Genomic DNA, 13,725 nt, shown 5'->3' on the forward strand with positions numbered 1-13,725 from the left:
AATGGTGACCGGCCATCGCCGGAATCGCGAGACACTCGGTGCACATGAAGAGCGACATTCCCCTACCGTCACATCGCGGAAACCGGTTTTACCAGGGCGGGGTTGCGACCCTTGTCGCCAACGCTCTTCAGGCCGTCAATTTTCTCGGTGATCGGTTCCTGAGAAAGTCGCATCATTCGTTGTCGGCTATCGAGGACCTCTATCGGCACTCGATGGACAGCGCATTCTCGGCGACCGAGGCTTTCCTCGTCACAGGCGCCCCGCACGCCTCCGCCTATTATCCCCGAGACTTCGCGTGGTTCTATCCCGACGTTCTCGACCCCGAAACCATCATGGATTCGCAGGACGCGGTGCGGCGGGTTCGGTTGCTCGAAAAGAGCGTCCGTTTGTTGCTGGAGGCGGTACGCGCCGGCGTCGTCACGACGACCATCGTCCCGGCGGGACGCGGTCGCTACCTCGGCGTGAACTATTTCTCGCGCCCGTCGGACACGCTGCTCGGCATTCTCGCCGGTCTCCAGCAGATGATCTCTGCCGAAGACAGGGCCGCCTCCTATCTGGCAATGTCACAATGCGCGCATGCAGGCCGCCTGTTGCTGGCCGAATATGGCGGTGACCTGAAGCGAGCGATCCTCCAGCTCGCGAGCGAGCTCGAACCGTACAATGACGACGGTACCAGGTATTTGCTTTGCGATGTCCACGCGCCGCGCTCCGCCGCGACAGACACCCGCGCCGAACGCAGGCGCTTCGTGACCAATGCTTCCGTCTACACGACCTTCGTGTGGGGCGTGCAGCTCGGGGTCGTCGGCGAGAACGAGCTGAAGCGGCTGCTCGGGCGTGATCTTGCGCAGTACAAGACGGACCTGCTCCGCCTGTTCGGCAAAGACGGCCATATCAGGCATTCCCTGGAAGGTCCGGCGAGTTCGCCAGCCTCATCGGTCGCACTGGACTTCGTCAGCGTGCATCGTGGATTCTGGAATATGAGCGATGCGAGCGAGCGGGCGCTGTTCGCGGCCACGACGGATCTGATCATAGCGGAGCCGCGGTTTCGTATCCCCAGCACGTTTCATTTCCTGGTCTCAGCCGACAATCCCAGGAACAAGATGATCCACAGGATTGCGGCACCGGCCTATCAGGGGCGTTCCTGCTGGCCGACGTTCAACGTCGAGTTCGCGGATCGCATGCTGGACTATGACGAATTCACTGGCGGCGAGACCTATCGGACCTGCGCCCAAGGAATATTGAAGGATATTCGGACGGCGACCGAGGTTCACGGCGGCTATCAGGAGCTGATCTCAGAACAGGGTCTGAAGTATCGCACCTGGGCCTATAAGGGCGCCGTGGCTCATTCCTGGTTTCCGCGCTTCCTGTCCGTCTGGAGGCGGGCGTATGGAACGCCGCTCCTCCGGTGGATTGACGGATCCACTCGGTGACGTATCGCTCATGCTACGAGATCCAGCAGCCGGCACGATCCGCGCACGAGCACCTTGCGTCCGGTCGGCGTCATGGCAGGCACGCCGTCGTTGATGACGACGAGGCCGAGTGCGACGAGGCTTTCGACGAGATGGGCCTTGAGACGGCCGTTCGACAACGGGTTGCGAAGTGAGCGCAGGGCCGCCCATTGGTCCGGCGAAAGCTCAAAGTCGAAATCGTCGTTCATGTTGCCTCAGGCGGTCGTAACGTTCACGCGCCCCTGTTATCGGCGCTGCATGAAGACCATGCGACGACAATGAGTCCGGAATTCGATGAGATGTTTAGAACGTCTCTTCACAAATTGCCGCACTTCGTTGCGCCACAAGAGTTAAGATCGTTTGCCTGCGAATACCGTCTCAATTTCCGATCACTAATTGATGATCTGCGCTTGATGTTGCAGTGCGAATTGCCGCGCTGCACGGGAAACGTCGCTGTCCTATTCTGCGTCGCGATATGCACAGAAATGGCGAGACGAGTTGTTCCGGGCTCTGCTAAGTTATTCCGTGGGGAATGGCTTCACACGACAGGAGTGTGAGTGCATGAAGCGGCTGGTTGAAATCCGTAGTCAGGAATTTTTATGCCGCGAGCGCGCGGCGCGCGATTCGGAACGTCGGGTATTCTGGCTCGCGCAGGCCGAGGAATGGGAGCAGCGCGCGCTCGACGAAATCGCCTATCACTTCCGGGAGTGCAATCTCGCGCAGGGCGAGCGGAATGCCGCCTGACGCGGCTGGCTGATATTGCTCACTGATAAGTCGCCACGATATCGGACACGGCGCGCTCGAGCTGGTGCGCAGTGGCGCATTGGCGCACGACGGTGCAAAAGGTCGCGTAGCGCGGCATCTCGGAATCGCCAAAGCCCCAGGCGAGCCGCCCCTCGGGATTGAGCCAGACCAGTCGCTTCGAGCGATCGGAGATCCGGCGCAAAATGTCGGCGCGCGGGTCGAGATTGTTGCTGCGGGCATCGCCGAGCACGATCACCGTGGTCTGCGGCGTCAGCGTACTCATGAACTCCGTCTCGAAATCGACCAGCGAAGAGCCGTAGTCCGACGAGCCGAAGCCGACCTTGGACATGATCTCGGACATCGCTTCCTCCGGCGACTTCGATTCCAGGATCTCGCTGACTTCGATCAGGTGCGAGGAGAAGGCGAAGGAGCGGACATCGTCGACCACCTCGTGCAGCGAGTGGATGAGCAGTAGAAAGAAGTCGGACACTTGCGCAACGGAGCCCGAGACGTCGCACAGCGCTACGATCTTCGGCCGGTCGCGATGCTTGCGCTTCCATGCCGTGAGGAAGGGCACGCCGCCCCAGGCCGCATTCCGGCGGAGCGTGCGACGGACGTCGAGATGGCCGCGGCGCTGGCGTTTGCGCGGCTTCGAGTAGCGCTCGCGCAGCCGGCGCGCGATCTGACGGATGAGGGCGCGCATCTCGGCGACCTGGCGCCGCTCGATGCGGGCAAGCGGCGCATTGCGCAGGATCTCGTTGCGGAGGTTTTCGGCCTCCTCGCGGGCATAGAGTGCAAGCCCCTGAGAGACCGTATCGCGCACGGCCTCGCGCAAGGCGTCCAGCGCGGCGCGCAGACGCTCGGCCAGTGCCGGGTTGGTCGCGGTCAGCCCGTCGAGATCGTCGCGCAGGCGCTGGAGGCCCATGGCGTCGAGGATGCGGCTGGAGAAGATGCCGCGCTGAGTGGAGTAGCGGATGTCGGACAGGGAGGCCGCTCCGGAGGCGCTGGCAATCGCAGCCGCAATCGTATTGCGGTCCTGCGACAGCAGCATCTGAGCGAGCGGGCCTAGACCTTCGGGAGGCTGACCTTCGCCGGCATCGCTGGGAGCGCCGGAGGAGGGCGGCTGATCTGCGTCCTGCGGAGCGTCGTCGTTGTCGGCCTCAGGCTGGTCCTGCCGCGGCTCCGGCTGACTGAAGAACAGATCAAAGCAGTCACCGAGCGCGAGCTTCTCGTCCTGCGACTTGGCAAGTGTCAGGAGCAGCGCGTCGCGCAGGACGGCGCGGTCGGAGATGCCGACCTGCGCGACTGCGCGCATCGCATCGATGCTTTCGGCAGGCGAGACGTGAACGCCGACGCCCCGCGCCGCTCGAAAGAAACGATGGAGGTTCTCGCGCATCGGCGTCAACCGAAGACGTTGGACCGTGCCGCCTTGGCAATGAAGGTCGTCACCTGCGGCGCCGCTGCCTCTATGTCCGTCTCGTATTTCAGGAGAACGTTGAGTGTGTCCTTGACGATCTCGGTGTCGAGCTCGGAAGCCTGGAGCAGCACCAGCACGCGCGCCCAGTCGATGGTCTCGCTGACCGACGGCAGCTTCTTCAGATCCAGCGAGCGGATCTCGTGGATGAAGCCGACCATCTGCCGGCGCAGCGTCTGGGAGATGCCGGGCACGCGGCTTTCGACGATGCGTTCCTCGAGGCGCTGCTCGGGGAAGCCGATATGAAGATGCAGGCAGCGCCGTTTCAGGGCGTCGCCGAGATCGCGCTCGCTGTTGGAGGTGAGGATCACGGTCGGTGGCGTGATGGCCGACACGGTTCCGAGCTCGGGGATCGTGACCTGGAAGTCCGAGAGGATTTCCAGCAGCAGCGATTCAAACTCCGCATCCGACTTGTCGATCTCGTCGATCAGGAGCACGCAGCCGCCCGGCTGCTCCAGTGCCTGCAGCAGGGGACGCGGCTCGACGAACTCCTTGGAGAAGAACACGTCGCCGAAATCGTGGAGCTGATCCAGCGCCGCATGCAGCGTCTGCGCGCCGCCGAGAACTTCGCCGAGCTTGTCCTTCAGGATCTGCGTATAGAGTAGCTGCTTGGCGTACTTCCATTCGTAGAGAGCCTTGGCCTCGTCGAGGCCCTCGTAGCATTGCAGGCGGATCATCTTCATGCCGCGCCAGGCCGCGATCGCCTTGGCGAGCTCGGTCTTGCCGACGCCCGCGGGGCCCTCGACCAGGATCGGCTTCTCGATCTGCTGCGACAAATAGACGGCGGTCGCGATCTGCCGGCTCGCGATATAGCCTTGCGCGGCAAGGCCGCTCTCCACTGCCTCGATCGAGGTCGAGGCCTTCTGATCAGCCACGAATGGGCGCTCCCAAAGGTCTTGGTTGAGGCTTGTTCTGCCTGCGTTCCCGGCAAAGAACAAGCCTCGTTTGGGAGACATCAGACCCGCGTGAACGGCAATTTTTTCCGCTTAGCGCAAATAGTTAAGCGGTTCGCCGTTCGCGCGATCAGTGCCGCAGCAACTCCGGCTTTCGGATCGTCTGTCTGAGCTCGGCGCCGCAATCGGCGCATTCATAGACGAAGTCGATCTTGGCAAGGCTCCAATGCGGCTCGACTTCGCGCACATACATCGGCAGGAACCCCATGCAGGTGGGGCAGTTCACAGGCGCGATCTCGATGTCCTGATGATGCTGAACGTAAGCTGGCATCTCGGCTCTCCTTCGCAGGCGACCACCAACCCCGCGCGAAAGCTACTGCCGGTTACCCCCGGAGCGCTCATCAACTCTTTCGAACAGAGGCGGAACGCCGGGCGTTTGTCGTTCGCTGTGACATTCTTGTTACGGATGGTACTGTAAGGGGCGGACCAAATGCCTGTTTCGCAGGCCGGCCGGGTTCACTGGATTTCACTGCAACGATAAGGGAGTAACGCCCATGACGCATGCCATTCGTTTTCACAAGACCGGCGGTCCGGAAGTCCTGGTCTGGGAGGAGGTCAATGTCGGCACACCTGGACCCGGCGAAGCGCGCATCCGCCACACGGCTGTCGGCCTCAATTTCGTCGACATCTACAACCGTTCGGGTCTCTATCCGGCGCAATTGCCGAGCGGGCTCGGCAGCGAGGCGGCTGGTGTCGTCGAGGAGGTCGGGCCCGGTGTCACCGATCTGAAGCCGGGCGATCGCGTCGCTTATGGCGCCTCGCCGCTCGGGGCTTATTCCGAGGCGCGGCTGATCCCCGCCGACCGGCTGTTGAAATTGCCCGACGGCGTCGATGACAAGACTGCGGCGGCAATGATGCTCAAGGGGCTCACCACGCAATACCTGATCCGGCAGACCTATCGGGTGAAGGCCGGCGATACCATCCTGCTTCACGCCGCGGCCGGCGGCGTCGGCCTGATCTTGAGCCAGTGGGCCAAGCATCTCGGCGCGACCGTGATCGGTACTGTCAGCACCGACGAGAAGGCAAAACTCGCCAAGGCACATGGCTGCGACCATGTGATCATCTACACGCGGGAAGATTTCGTAAAGCGGGTCGACGAAATCACCGGCGGCAAGAAGGTGCCGGTGGTCTACGATTCCGTCGGCAAGGACACGTTCCTCAAATCGCTGGATTGCCTCGCGCCGCTCGGTGTCGCGGCTCTGTTCGGCCAGTCTTCGGGGGCCGTCGAGCCGCTCAATCTCGGCCTGCTGGCACAGAAGGGGTCGCTCTACGTCACGCGTCCAACGCTGTTCACCTACGCCGCCAAGCGCGAAAATCTGGTCGCGATGGCGAACGAACTGTTCGACGTCGTCAAGTCCGGCGCGGTCAAGATCGAAGTGCACCAGACCTATCCGCTGAAGGACGCCGCCAAGGCGCATACCGATCTTGCGGCTCGCAAGACCACGGGATCGACCGTTCTTCTGGTCTGATGCTCGGCCGGGCCGTGACGCAAGCTGCTTGGCCTGCGTCACGTCCGCTCGTGCTTGCGCAGATCGCGGATGTGATCAAGGCGGATTGCCTGGAGGTCGACATCCTCGGGCGCAATCCGGGGCAGGGCGGCCTCGGTCAGCATGGCCTCGGTTACGTCCTCGACGGTATTCTCCACGATTTCGTGGATGAACGAGATGTTCCGGTATTCGCCCGAGGCAATGCGGGAGACGACCTCTCGCCTCGTGATTTCGGGATCGACGACGGCCTCTCGGCCGCGCCGCCCGTAGTCGATCATCACGACGAAGTATTGCATGAAACGATCCTGCCGCGCCCCGTGGTCGGGGGCGCGGCAGAGTATTTCCGAAAAACGGAACTTTGTCAACCGCGATTTCTATAAATCAGAAATCGCTGGCCGTATGGTCCTTACTTGCCTTTCTTGCGAGGACGCGCCGATTTCGCACGCAGCCGCTCGAGCTGCCCCTTGGGCATGGACAGGCAGATCTCACCCACCCAGTCGAGCTTGACGCCGACGATCGGCTTGGCATTGAAGCTCGTGAGATTGACGACGGAGGGTGATTTTCCCCGCTCGATGGTCTTCAGATAGCGCTCGCCGGTCTTGAGGCGGACCACCGCCTCTTCGCCGTAGAAGCTTGACAGCGGATGGCGCTGGTCCTTGTAGACCACGATCACGTCGCCGCTCTCGTATTTGGGCAGCATCGAATCGCCCACGATCTCGAATGCGATCGTCTCTTCCATGATCGGAAAGGGCAATGTGATGTCGCCGAGACCTTCCGGGGGAACCTGTTCATAGTCCGGCTCGATCACCGCGCCGGCTCCGACGCGGCCCATGATCGGCGCGAGATTGAGCTCGAGATATTCCATGATCGGAATGATTTCCGATGCCTTCACCAGACGCTCGCCGCCGAGGATCTCCGAGACCGCGCCGGGCCGCACGCCCATGGCTGCTGCCAGGCCGCCCTTGCTCTTGCCCGTCTTCTCCAGGCCTCGTTCGATCATTGCAACGTCCAACATGGTGATTCCCTCGATTGCGCGCCGTCTCGCCTCTTGTAATCCGAAATTCGGAATTGATGCAATTATGAATATCAGAATTGTTGCTTGACATCGTATTCGGAATAACGGAATGTGTGTGCCGCTTCCCGGTCGCCTGATCGGAAGGCGCATCACAGGACAGCATCATGGAACCGGGCCAATGGCCGTCGGAGCACTCCGACGCGCTTCGCGACTATTTTCTCAAAGGCATGTCTTACGCGGAGATCGGAAGACAGATTAACGCAAGGTTTGGAACGGCTTATACGCGCAGCGCGGTGGTCGGCCGCGCCAAGCGGCTCGGGCTCGTCGTGCCGGAATGGATGACGAGCCCGTCGATCGTGCCAACTTTGCCGGGAGAGCCCAGTCTCATTTCGCCGCGCCGGTCGGCGTTGCCGAACCTGAGCCTGCCGCCGAAGTCCGCCATGAAGCCTGCGGCGCGGGTGAAGTTGCGTTGTGTCGGCGTCCAGCCGCGCCTGATCCAACTGGTCGAACTCGAGCCGGCCGACTGCCGCTATCCCTATGGTGGCGACAAGGACGGGGAGGACATCACCTTCTGCGGCCACCCGCGCCAGCCGGGCTCCAGCTATTGCGCGCCGCATGCCCGCCTGGCGCGCCGTTCCGAGGCTGCGTCCGCCCGTGCCGCAGGCCCCGTCGTGCTGAAGCTGGTCTCGGCCGACTGAAGCGGCAGCCGTCCGTTCAATCGTCAGTCTTGCAAGGAGTATCCGAGTGGCTCGTGCCCGACGTAACAAGTCCTACAAATTGGCGCAGATCTACGACCGGCGGTCGCGGGAGGTGCCGTTCAATGCCGAGGTGGCGGAGGTGGAGGTCGACAATCCGCTCGCGCTCGATTCAGGCGAGAAGATCCTGGCCATCCGCTCAATCCGCAACGATCCGCTCGGCCGGCTGCACGCACACCACCAGATCGACGAGGCGCAATACCGGGGCGGGCGCGCCTTCCAGGATGACTGGGAGCGGGCGGAGCGGGGCCCTCAGGCGGTGGATACGACACGCGAATATGTCGATGGTACGGGCACGCGCGAGCCGGTCACCGAGAGCCAGCGACAGGCGGTGCTGCGGCTGAACCAGGTCGAGCGCGAGCTCGGCACCGATGGCGCCGCCCTGGTGCACGACGTGCTGGTGCTGGGTCTGACGATGGATCAGATCGGGCAGCGTCGGGCCGTCCGGACGCAGCGCTGGAACGATTATTTCGGGCGGCGCTTTCGCGAATGCCTGGATCGGCTGGCGCTGGTCTATGGCTTGGCGACGGAGGCCGGGACACGGCGTGCGGACCGGCGCAGGTGATTGCGGCACGCCTGTGGCATCGGCCGCAGGCGTGCCGGCCTGCCGCTACGGATGAGGTACAATCCGGTAAGGCGTCGTGTAGGGCTCGACGCGGAGCGAGGCGTTGGCCAGAAGCCCGATCTTGGCGGTCGGCGCCTGCTGCAGTTCGCCGTTCGGGCCACGATGCACGTTGTATTGCCAGACAGTGAGGTCGCCCTTCTGTGCCAGCGCGTGTGCAACGGCGCTCGCATCATTGCCGCCGAGCGCCTGAAGCTCCTCTTGCGACAATCCGACGACGATCTCGTCCTTGATGGTGACGATCTTGAACAGGTGCATCCTGGTCTCCTGCGCCCATGCGCCTTGTATCGAGAGGGTAAGAAGCGCGACCGCGGCGCCCTTGATGAGATCGCAGCGAGAAAGCATGCCGTTGTCCTTTGGTGCTGACGCGCGCCCAAATCGATGAGTCTTCAGCCATGGCGCCCGTATCTGCGTGGCCGTTCCGCAACGGCTTGGTCGCTCGCTCACGGACAGCGGTTCACGGCGGAGTTGTACCCGGACCGACGGTTCCGGCTGCGAACAGTCGCGTCAAGATCAGGGCCGGCTGCAAGATCGACCTCTCATGCCGGCGATACAACCGCCGAAGTCGGGCTCAACAATTGCGTGTGCATGCTGAGGCATCGCCAATTCGTGCGCACGATGTGCATTCACATCGGAAACAAGCTGAAACGTTGTGCGGATTGATCACGATCAGGGCTGTGTGCGTGATTGATGCAACTTCTTGACGCAGGTGGGTGACGGCGGTCGATATTCCTGTTATCCGGAAATCGCGGTGATGCGATGCAGACGAAGCGTCGCTACACCCACGGTTGGGCTTGCCGGACGGGTTGTTCCTTGTCATAGTTACAACCAAACGGTTGAGGCCATTTGTTCGGATGCAGTTCAGTGGGTGAACTCGGCGGCCCCCGGCCGAGGCTTCGTCGCGATTGGTTCTGGTGCGGCGTTCGGTTCTTGGGCGGATCACGAAGGCCGGTGCTTGTCATAGGTGCGAGATGAAAAACCTCGATTTCGCGACTGAGTTGCATCTCAAGCTCGGTGTGCCCGCAAGCAGCACGGTCGAAAGTCTGCGCCTGCTCCGCGCGTTCCTGAAGCTCGCGCCTCGACAGCGTTTCGAAGTGATCAAGCTGGTCGAAGATCTCGCCGCGGAAGAAACTTTTCCCGAGCACCCCTTGTCCTAAAGTCCGGCCCTGTGCCGTTCCCCTCCTTTTTCTGCCTGGGCCGCCGCGCCGGCGCCGTTCCCCCGAGGCTGGCCGCTGGAAGGCGGTCGGGCAAGTGTGGTATTCAGTTGAAGAAAAGGGAGGAGTGCGACCATGATCGAACCGAAGCTCGAAGTTCCGGCCGAACTGCGCGACCTGGCTGAGAAGACGATTGACCAGGCGGAAAAGGCATTCGGCATGTTTTTTGACGCCGCCACCAAGTCGATGTCGTCCGTTCCGGGCGCGGGGACGGAGGTGTCGAAGCAGGCGCTGGCTTTCACCGAGCAGAACATGAAGTCGGCGTTTGAGCATGCACGCAAGCTGGTACATGCCACCGATCTCCAGGAAGCGATGCGAATCCAGTCGGATTTCCTGCGCAGTCAGTTCACCAGCGCCGGAGATCACATGCGCGAGATGACCGGCACTCTCATGCAACAAGGCAAGGGCAAGTCCTGATCCTCGGTGTGTGCACAGGGTGCCCACAAATTGACCTTGTGCGGCATGGAGATCCGCGCTTCCATACCGGCGCAGGTCCATGATGGGCCACCGAATGACCTCATTCGCCGTCCGTCATCCTTTCTGCTGATCCCTGCCGGCCTCCGGCAGGGATTTGCGTTTGCACCGGGTCGTGATCGTCCGGCGGCTGCTAACGCAGCGATGAGATATAGGCCGCGATATCGGCGGCTTCGCTCCGGCTCAAGGGAAAATTCGGCATCTTCGGGTGCGGATCGAGCAGGAAGAAGGCGAGCCTTTCCGGGCTGAAGTCCGGCCTGCGCGCAACAGATGCAAAGGATGGGACGTCGGCGCTCGCCTGGGTTTGCCCGTTCGCCACGACATGGCAGCTCGCGCACCAGCGCTTGGCGAGATCGGCACCGTGATCCGCGTCAGCGGCGAGGGCGGGCGACATGCCGACGCCAGAGATTACGCCAAGCAGCAGGCAAATCCGTCTCACATGCCGGGACATAGGGCAATCTTTCTGCGTTCGCACGCGGTCGCCGCGCTCATCCGCAGCATGATCCTGGAAACTGCGAGAGGTCAATCCGGGCGATGATCGACCGCAGCAGCTTGCGGGTCGAACGATAGAGATGCCGTACGAATGCCGGCATTCTTGCCGCGGGCAGGCCAAGGCCTTTCGTATGAAGGCTTTTCGTATCAAGAGTTTCGGTATAGTGCGACACGTGTCTCTCCGAGGCCATATGGCTCTTCTATCGTGCCGCTTTGGAGCCGCCTTTGATCTGCCGCAAAGCATTCCCGGCTAATAGTCACCTGGGTTCATGATCATTGGGCTCTTCGTATCCGCCGGTGCAAGCGCGCTGCTGGCGCTGTCACGCAGGAAGCGGTCGAGCGTCTCCTGGATCTTCTCCTTGACCGAGTTCGGACCGCGATCGCTCATCTCCGTATGCTGCGCGCCGGTATGGATGATATCGATACCGCGCGCCTTGGCCTCTTCCGGTGTCGGCAGCACGCCGGGATCGGTCACGAAATGCGGGTCCTTCGATCGGAACGACAGGATCTTCATGTGGTCGCTGAGCACGAAAGGCACCCGCAGATTGTCGAGCGTGATCACCTTCGACACCAGCTCCGGGTGCTGATGGGCGACGTACATGGAGACATCGCCGCCGTTGGAGTGGCCGACGAGGGTGATGTGGTCGTATTCGACGTTCTCCTGCCGCCTCTTCAGTTCGCCTAATACGAAGAGAATGTTGGCTTCGCAGCGGATGTAGACTTCACGCCGGCCGGCATATGGCTGACCGATATGGGTCATCAGCGGCGGATCGCTCGGCAAGTCCTGCTGGATGCTGGCGACCAGATAGCCTCGTGCGGCGAGGACGTTGGCGAGGAAGGAATATTCGGTGGCCTTGACGGTGTTGCCGTTACTGATGATGGCGAGCGGGAGCTTCCACAGACCGAGATTGGCCTTGGTCTCGTCGTCGCGCCGCACGGCAATCTCCACCGAGATCGGCCGCTGGCGCGAGGCGTCGAATAGGGTCAGGGTCTCATGGCGGATTGCGAACTGGCTGACGACAAAATACTGCCCGACACCAAGGACGCAGAGCAAAGCCAGGATAGCAAACACCTTCCTCATGGTTCTGTCTCAAAATCACCTTTGACTGAACATGGTGATCGGGAACTCCCGGTCGAGCGATCGTGAGCAGGTTACGGGATTAAATTTAGGCAAGTCTGTGACATAGCCGCAATAGGGCCGCACGCCGGCTCGATCGACGGCAGGACAGCTAGAGACAGTAGGCCCTGCCGCGCTCGGGGCAGACCCGGAGCGCGCTCGAAAGTGTGAAGAGGAAGCGTGGGCTGCGGCGCTCGTTGTCCGGCGCCCGGTAGCTCAAGGGGACAGCCACCCCGAGATCCGCCTGGAGATCGTAAGGCAAGAGGAACCGCACACCGGCTCCGGCTGATGTCAGCGACAGGCCGTCGCTCAGTCGGTAACCGTCGTTCCAGACTGCGCCGGCGTCGCCGAAGACGTAGAGCTGATAGCCGGTCCAAAAGTGGAAATTGAGCTTCTGATCGAAGCGCAGTTCGAGCGAGCCGGCAAGGCCGTTATCGCCGCTGATCTCGGCTGCGCCATAGCCCCGGCCGAAGGCCGCGCCGCCAAGATAGAACTGCTGCGAGGTGAACAATGGCCGCGATGCCGTCTGGCTCGCAGCCGAGAGCTTGAGCGACCAGGCGCCGTTGAGTGTCTGGTAGCGCGTGAACCAGAAGTTCAAGACCGAGAAATTCGACGAGGCGCCGTCGCGCGACAACAGATCGTCGTCGAAATGCGATGCGCCAAAGATGTCGAGACCCTGGCGGTAGGTCAGCGTCGCAAGATTGGTGCCGCCGAAGCGATCCTGGAGCCGGTAGTCGGCGGTCAGGCTGGCGGTCCTGATGTGGTCGTTGTACCAGGGGCCGTAAATGTCGTGCTCGGACACGTTGCTGAAGCTCCCAGCCGCGGTAAGCGTCAGCCCCGAGGATTGCGACATGAAGGGCACTGTGCTTGCCCGCACCTCGAAAGCTTCGGTCGTGGTGATGTCGCTGTCGAGACGGCGTGCGTCGCCGGGGCGGACTGCGCTGTAGAGGACGGAAGCGCCGAGGCGCACACCGTCAACGCCGATTGGTGCGTCATAGGACAGGCGTGCGAAGCCGAGCTCGCGGGGGTCGTTGGCAATGGTCGACAGGTTGACCGCCAGCACGTCGCCGGGTGCGAGGTAGGAGTTGAATGCGCCGGTCGCGTAGGTTTGCCAGGGGCCGACCGACGACGATCCGAGATTGTCCAGGGCGAATGAGGAGAAGACGTGCCAGGTCTTCAAATAGATGGTCAGGCGGAAGCGGCCGGTCGTACCGCCGATCTCCTCCAGCGCGGTGTCGACGATCCGGACGCCCGGCCTGCCGTTGATCAGGAAGAGCTGGCGTTCGAGCGTTGCCAGCCGTGACGGTTGTTCGGCAAGAACCGGCCCGAGCATCGGCCTCACGCCGAACTGCTCGGCGCCGTCGCCCTTCAGCTCGGCCTGCACGATGGCGCCTTCGATGACCTGGATCCGGACTCGGCCGTCGACAATGTCCTGCGGCGGCACGATAGCGCGGCTCAAGTGGAATCCAGCTTCGCGATAGAGGTCGCTGATCGCGCTGGCGATCGCGGCGAGATCCGACTGCGCGACCTTCTTGGCGAGATAAGGCTGATACACCGCGGTGATGCGCTCGCGGGAGACAGCGTGAGCGCCGATGACGCTGATTCCGCGCAGCACGAACTGCAGCTTGGCATCACCGCCGGTGCTGGGCCGGTCGACTGTCGGCAGCTCGATCGGAGGTCGGCTCTGCGATTCCCGTTCGGCTTGGTTCTCGAAATATTTCTCGGGCTGACGCGGATCGAAACCCGGCTGGTTCGCCTGTTGTGCGAATGCCTGCGGAACTCCCGTGAAAATAGGTGCCAACAGCGCCAATACGGTAATGAAATGCCGCTTCCCGCCGCGCGCAGCAAAGCCGTCTCCGTAGTCTGACGGAGGGATTGCCCCGTGGCGGTAAAGGTTCGTTAGCTGCATGATTTTTCTTAGGTTTTTATG

17 protein-coding genes are annotated in these 13,725 nt (G+C 62.3%); 7 read left to right on the plus strand and 10 right to left on the minus strand.

Features of this window, described 5'->3' with window-relative positions:
• Positions 1–44: 44 nt before the first annotated feature.
• Positions 45–1,430 carry a hypothetical protein gene (locus AC1RQP_RS30310; RefSeq protein WP_492940809.1) on the plus strand — a complete coding sequence of 462 codons (1,386 nt, stop codon included), beginning with the start codon at positions 45–47 and terminating at the stop codon, positions 1,428–1,430.
• An 8-nt stretch (positions 1,431–1,438) separates the two neighbouring features.
• Here AC1RQP_RS30310 and AC1RQP_RS30315 read toward each other — a convergent pair whose 3' ends face one another.
• A complete protein-coding gene (locus AC1RQP_RS30315) occupies positions 1,439–1,657 on the minus strand; it encodes a hypothetical protein (RefSeq protein WP_035678447.1) in 219 nt (72 codons plus the stop codon).
• 352 nt (positions 1,658–2,009) lie between these two features.
• On the opposite strand from AC1RQP_RS30315, the gene AC1RQP_RS30320 reads away from it, so the two are divergent.
• Positions 2,010–2,192, plus strand: coding sequence for a hypothetical protein (locus tag AC1RQP_RS30320; protein ID WP_131870963.1), 183 nt, complete (start codon positions 2,010–2,012; stop codon positions 2,190–2,192).
• A 19-nt stretch (positions 2,193–2,211) separates the two neighbouring features.
• On the opposite strand, the gene AC1RQP_RS30325 is transcribed toward AC1RQP_RS30320, so the two are convergent.
• The 3 genes from AC1RQP_RS30325 to AC1RQP_RS30335 form a co-directional block, all read right to left on the minus strand.
• Positions 2,212–3,588 (minus strand): vWA domain-containing protein, encoded by a 1,377-nt coding sequence (locus tag AC1RQP_RS30325; RefSeq protein ID WP_239625553.1) that lies wholly within the window; start codon positions 3,586–3,588, stop codon positions 2,212–2,214.
• Between the two features lie 5 nt (positions 3,589–3,593).
• Positions 3,594–4,541, minus strand: coding sequence for an AAA family ATPase (locus AC1RQP_RS30330; RefSeq protein WP_035678446.1), 948 nt, complete (start codon positions 4,539–4,541; stop codon positions 3,594–3,596).
• A 148-nt stretch (positions 4,542–4,689) separates the two neighbouring features.
• A complete protein-coding gene (locus AC1RQP_RS30335; RefSeq protein ID WP_212375101.1) occupies positions 4,690–4,890 on the minus strand; it encodes a hypothetical protein in 201 nt (66 codons plus the stop codon).
• Positions 4,891–5,113: 223 nt separating this feature from the next.
• Here AC1RQP_RS30335 and AC1RQP_RS30340 point away from each other — a divergent pair, with 223 nt between their 5' ends.
• On the plus strand, positions 5,114–6,088 hold the full coding sequence (locus tag AC1RQP_RS30340) for a quinone oxidoreductase family protein (RefSeq protein WP_239625551.1): 975 nt from the start codon (positions 5,114–5,116) through the stop codon (positions 6,086–6,088).
• Positions 6,089–6,126: 38 nt separating this feature from the next.
• On the opposite strand, the gene AC1RQP_RS30345 is transcribed toward AC1RQP_RS30340, so the two are convergent.
• Complete coding sequence (locus tag AC1RQP_RS30345) at positions 6,127–6,402, minus strand: hypothetical protein (RefSeq protein ID WP_239625550.1); 276 nt, start codon at positions 6,400–6,402, stop codon at positions 6,127–6,129.
• A gap of 110 nt (positions 6,403–6,512) precedes the next feature.
• Entirely contained in the window at positions 6,513–7,121 is a 609-nt protein-coding gene (locus AC1RQP_RS30350) for a S24 family peptidase (protein WP_027576185.1), read from the minus strand.
• 164 nt (positions 7,122–7,285) lie between these two features.
• Here AC1RQP_RS30350 and AC1RQP_RS30355 point away from each other — a divergent pair, with 164 nt between their 5' ends.
• On the plus strand, positions 7,286–7,819 hold the full coding sequence (locus tag AC1RQP_RS30355; protein ID WP_492940423.1) for a GcrA family cell cycle regulator: 534 nt from the start codon (positions 7,286–7,288) through the stop codon (positions 7,817–7,819).
• Between the two features lie 46 nt (positions 7,820–7,865).
• The gene (locus AC1RQP_RS30360; protein WP_492940425.1) at positions 7,866–8,441 is read left to right on the plus strand and encodes a hypothetical protein; all 576 of its coding nucleotides are present in this window, start codon (positions 7,866–7,868) and stop codon (positions 8,439–8,441) included.
• Positions 8,442–8,486: 45 nt separating this feature from the next.
• On the opposite strand, the gene AC1RQP_RS30365 is transcribed toward AC1RQP_RS30360, so the two are convergent.
• Positions 8,487–8,843, minus strand: coding sequence for a hypothetical protein (locus AC1RQP_RS30365; RefSeq protein WP_492940427.1), 357 nt, complete (start codon positions 8,841–8,843; stop codon positions 8,487–8,489).
• 626 nt (positions 8,844–9,469) lie between these two features.
• Between AC1RQP_RS30365 and AC1RQP_RS30370 the strand changes: the two genes are divergently transcribed.
• Both AC1RQP_RS30370 and AC1RQP_RS30375 read left to right on the plus strand, forming a co-directional pair.
• Positions 9,470–9,655, plus strand: a complete 186-nt coding sequence (locus tag AC1RQP_RS30370) for a hypothetical protein (RefSeq protein WP_492940811.1) — start codon at positions 9,470–9,472, stop codon at positions 9,653–9,655.
• Between the two features lie 132 nt (positions 9,656–9,787).
• Positions 9,788–10,129 carry a phasin gene (locus tag AC1RQP_RS30375; protein WP_028178910.1) on the plus strand — a complete coding sequence of 114 codons (342 nt, stop codon included), beginning with the start codon at positions 9,788–9,790 and terminating at the stop codon, positions 10,127–10,129.
• Positions 10,130–10,319: 190 nt separating this feature from the next.
• Here the strand turns inward: AC1RQP_RS30375 and AC1RQP_RS30380 are convergent, their stop codons facing one another.
• From AC1RQP_RS30380 to AC1RQP_RS30390, 3 genes are all read right to left on the minus strand, one after another.
• Entirely contained in the window at positions 10,320–10,637 is a 318-nt protein-coding gene (locus AC1RQP_RS30380) for a c-type cytochrome (RefSeq protein ID WP_239625541.1), read from the minus strand.
• A 291-nt stretch (positions 10,638–10,928) separates the two neighbouring features.
• A complete protein-coding gene (locus AC1RQP_RS30385; RefSeq protein WP_492940430.1) occupies positions 10,929–11,759 on the minus strand; it encodes an alpha/beta fold hydrolase in 831 nt (276 codons plus the stop codon).
• Positions 11,760–11,907: 148 nt separating this feature from the next.
• Positions 11,908–13,704 carry a ShlB/FhaC/HecB family hemolysin secretion/activation protein gene (locus AC1RQP_RS30390; RefSeq protein WP_492940432.1) on the minus strand — a complete coding sequence of 599 codons (1,797 nt, stop codon included), beginning with the start codon at positions 13,702–13,704 and terminating at the stop codon, positions 11,908–11,910.
• Positions 13,705–13,725: the final 21 nt, after the last annotated feature.

It is taken from the genome of Bradyrhizobium sp. GW821-FHT13H06 (assembly GCF_058803975.1).

Excerpts from the sequence above, each read along its gene's own strand:
- AC1RQP_RS30310 (WP_492940809.1), top strand. The coding sequence starts at position 45 with ATGAAGAGCGACATTCCCCTACCGTCACATCGCGGAAACCGGTTTTAC.
- AC1RQP_RS30315 (WP_035678447.1), bottom strand. The coding sequence starts at position 1,657 with ATGAACGACGATTTCGACTTTGAGCTTTCGCCGGACCAATGGGCGGCC.
- AC1RQP_RS30320 (WP_131870963.1), top strand. The coding sequence starts at position 2,010 with ATGAAGCGGCTGGTTGAAATCCGTAGTCAGGAATTTTTATGCCGCGAG.
- AC1RQP_RS30325 (WP_239625553.1), bottom strand. The coding sequence starts at position 3,588 with ATGCGCGAGAACCTCCATCGTTTCTTTCGAGCGGCGCGGGGCGTCGGC.
- AC1RQP_RS30335 (WP_212375101.1), bottom strand. The coding sequence starts at position 4,890 with ATGCCAGCTTACGTTCAGCATCATCAGGACATCGAGATCGCGCCTGTG.
- AC1RQP_RS30340 (WP_239625551.1), top strand. The coding sequence starts at position 5,114 with ATGACGCATGCCATTCGTTTTCACAAGACCGGCGGTCCGGAAGTCCTG.
- AC1RQP_RS30345 (WP_239625550.1), bottom strand. The coding sequence starts at position 6,402 with ATGCAATACTTCGTCGTGATGATCGACTACGGGCGGCGCGGCCGAGAG.
- AC1RQP_RS30350 (WP_027576185.1), bottom strand. The coding sequence starts at position 7,121 with ATGTTGGACGTTGCAATGATCGAACGAGGCCTGGAGAAGACGGGCAAG.
- AC1RQP_RS30355 (WP_492940423.1), top strand. The coding sequence starts at position 7,286 with ATGGAACCGGGCCAATGGCCGTCGGAGCACTCCGACGCGCTTCGCGAC.
- AC1RQP_RS30365 (WP_492940427.1), bottom strand. The coding sequence starts at position 8,843 with ATGCTTTCTCGCTGCGATCTCATCAAGGGCGCCGCGGTCGCGCTTCTT.
- AC1RQP_RS30370 (WP_492940811.1), top strand. The coding sequence starts at position 9,470 with ATGAAAAACCTCGATTTCGCGACTGAGTTGCATCTCAAGCTCGGTGTG.
- AC1RQP_RS30375 (WP_028178910.1), top strand. The coding sequence starts at position 9,788 with ATGATCGAACCGAAGCTCGAAGTTCCGGCCGAACTGCGCGACCTGGCT.
- AC1RQP_RS30380 (WP_239625541.1), bottom strand. The coding sequence starts at position 10,637 with ATGTCCCGGCATGTGAGACGGATTTGCCTGCTGCTTGGCGTAATCTCT.
- AC1RQP_RS30385 (WP_492940430.1), bottom strand. The coding sequence starts at position 11,759 with ATGAGGAAGGTGTTTGCTATCCTGGCTTTGCTCTGCGTCCTTGGTGTC.
- AC1RQP_RS30390 (WP_492940432.1), bottom strand. The coding sequence starts at position 13,704 with ATGCAGCTAACGAACCTTTACCGCCACGGGGCAATCCCTCCGTCAGAC.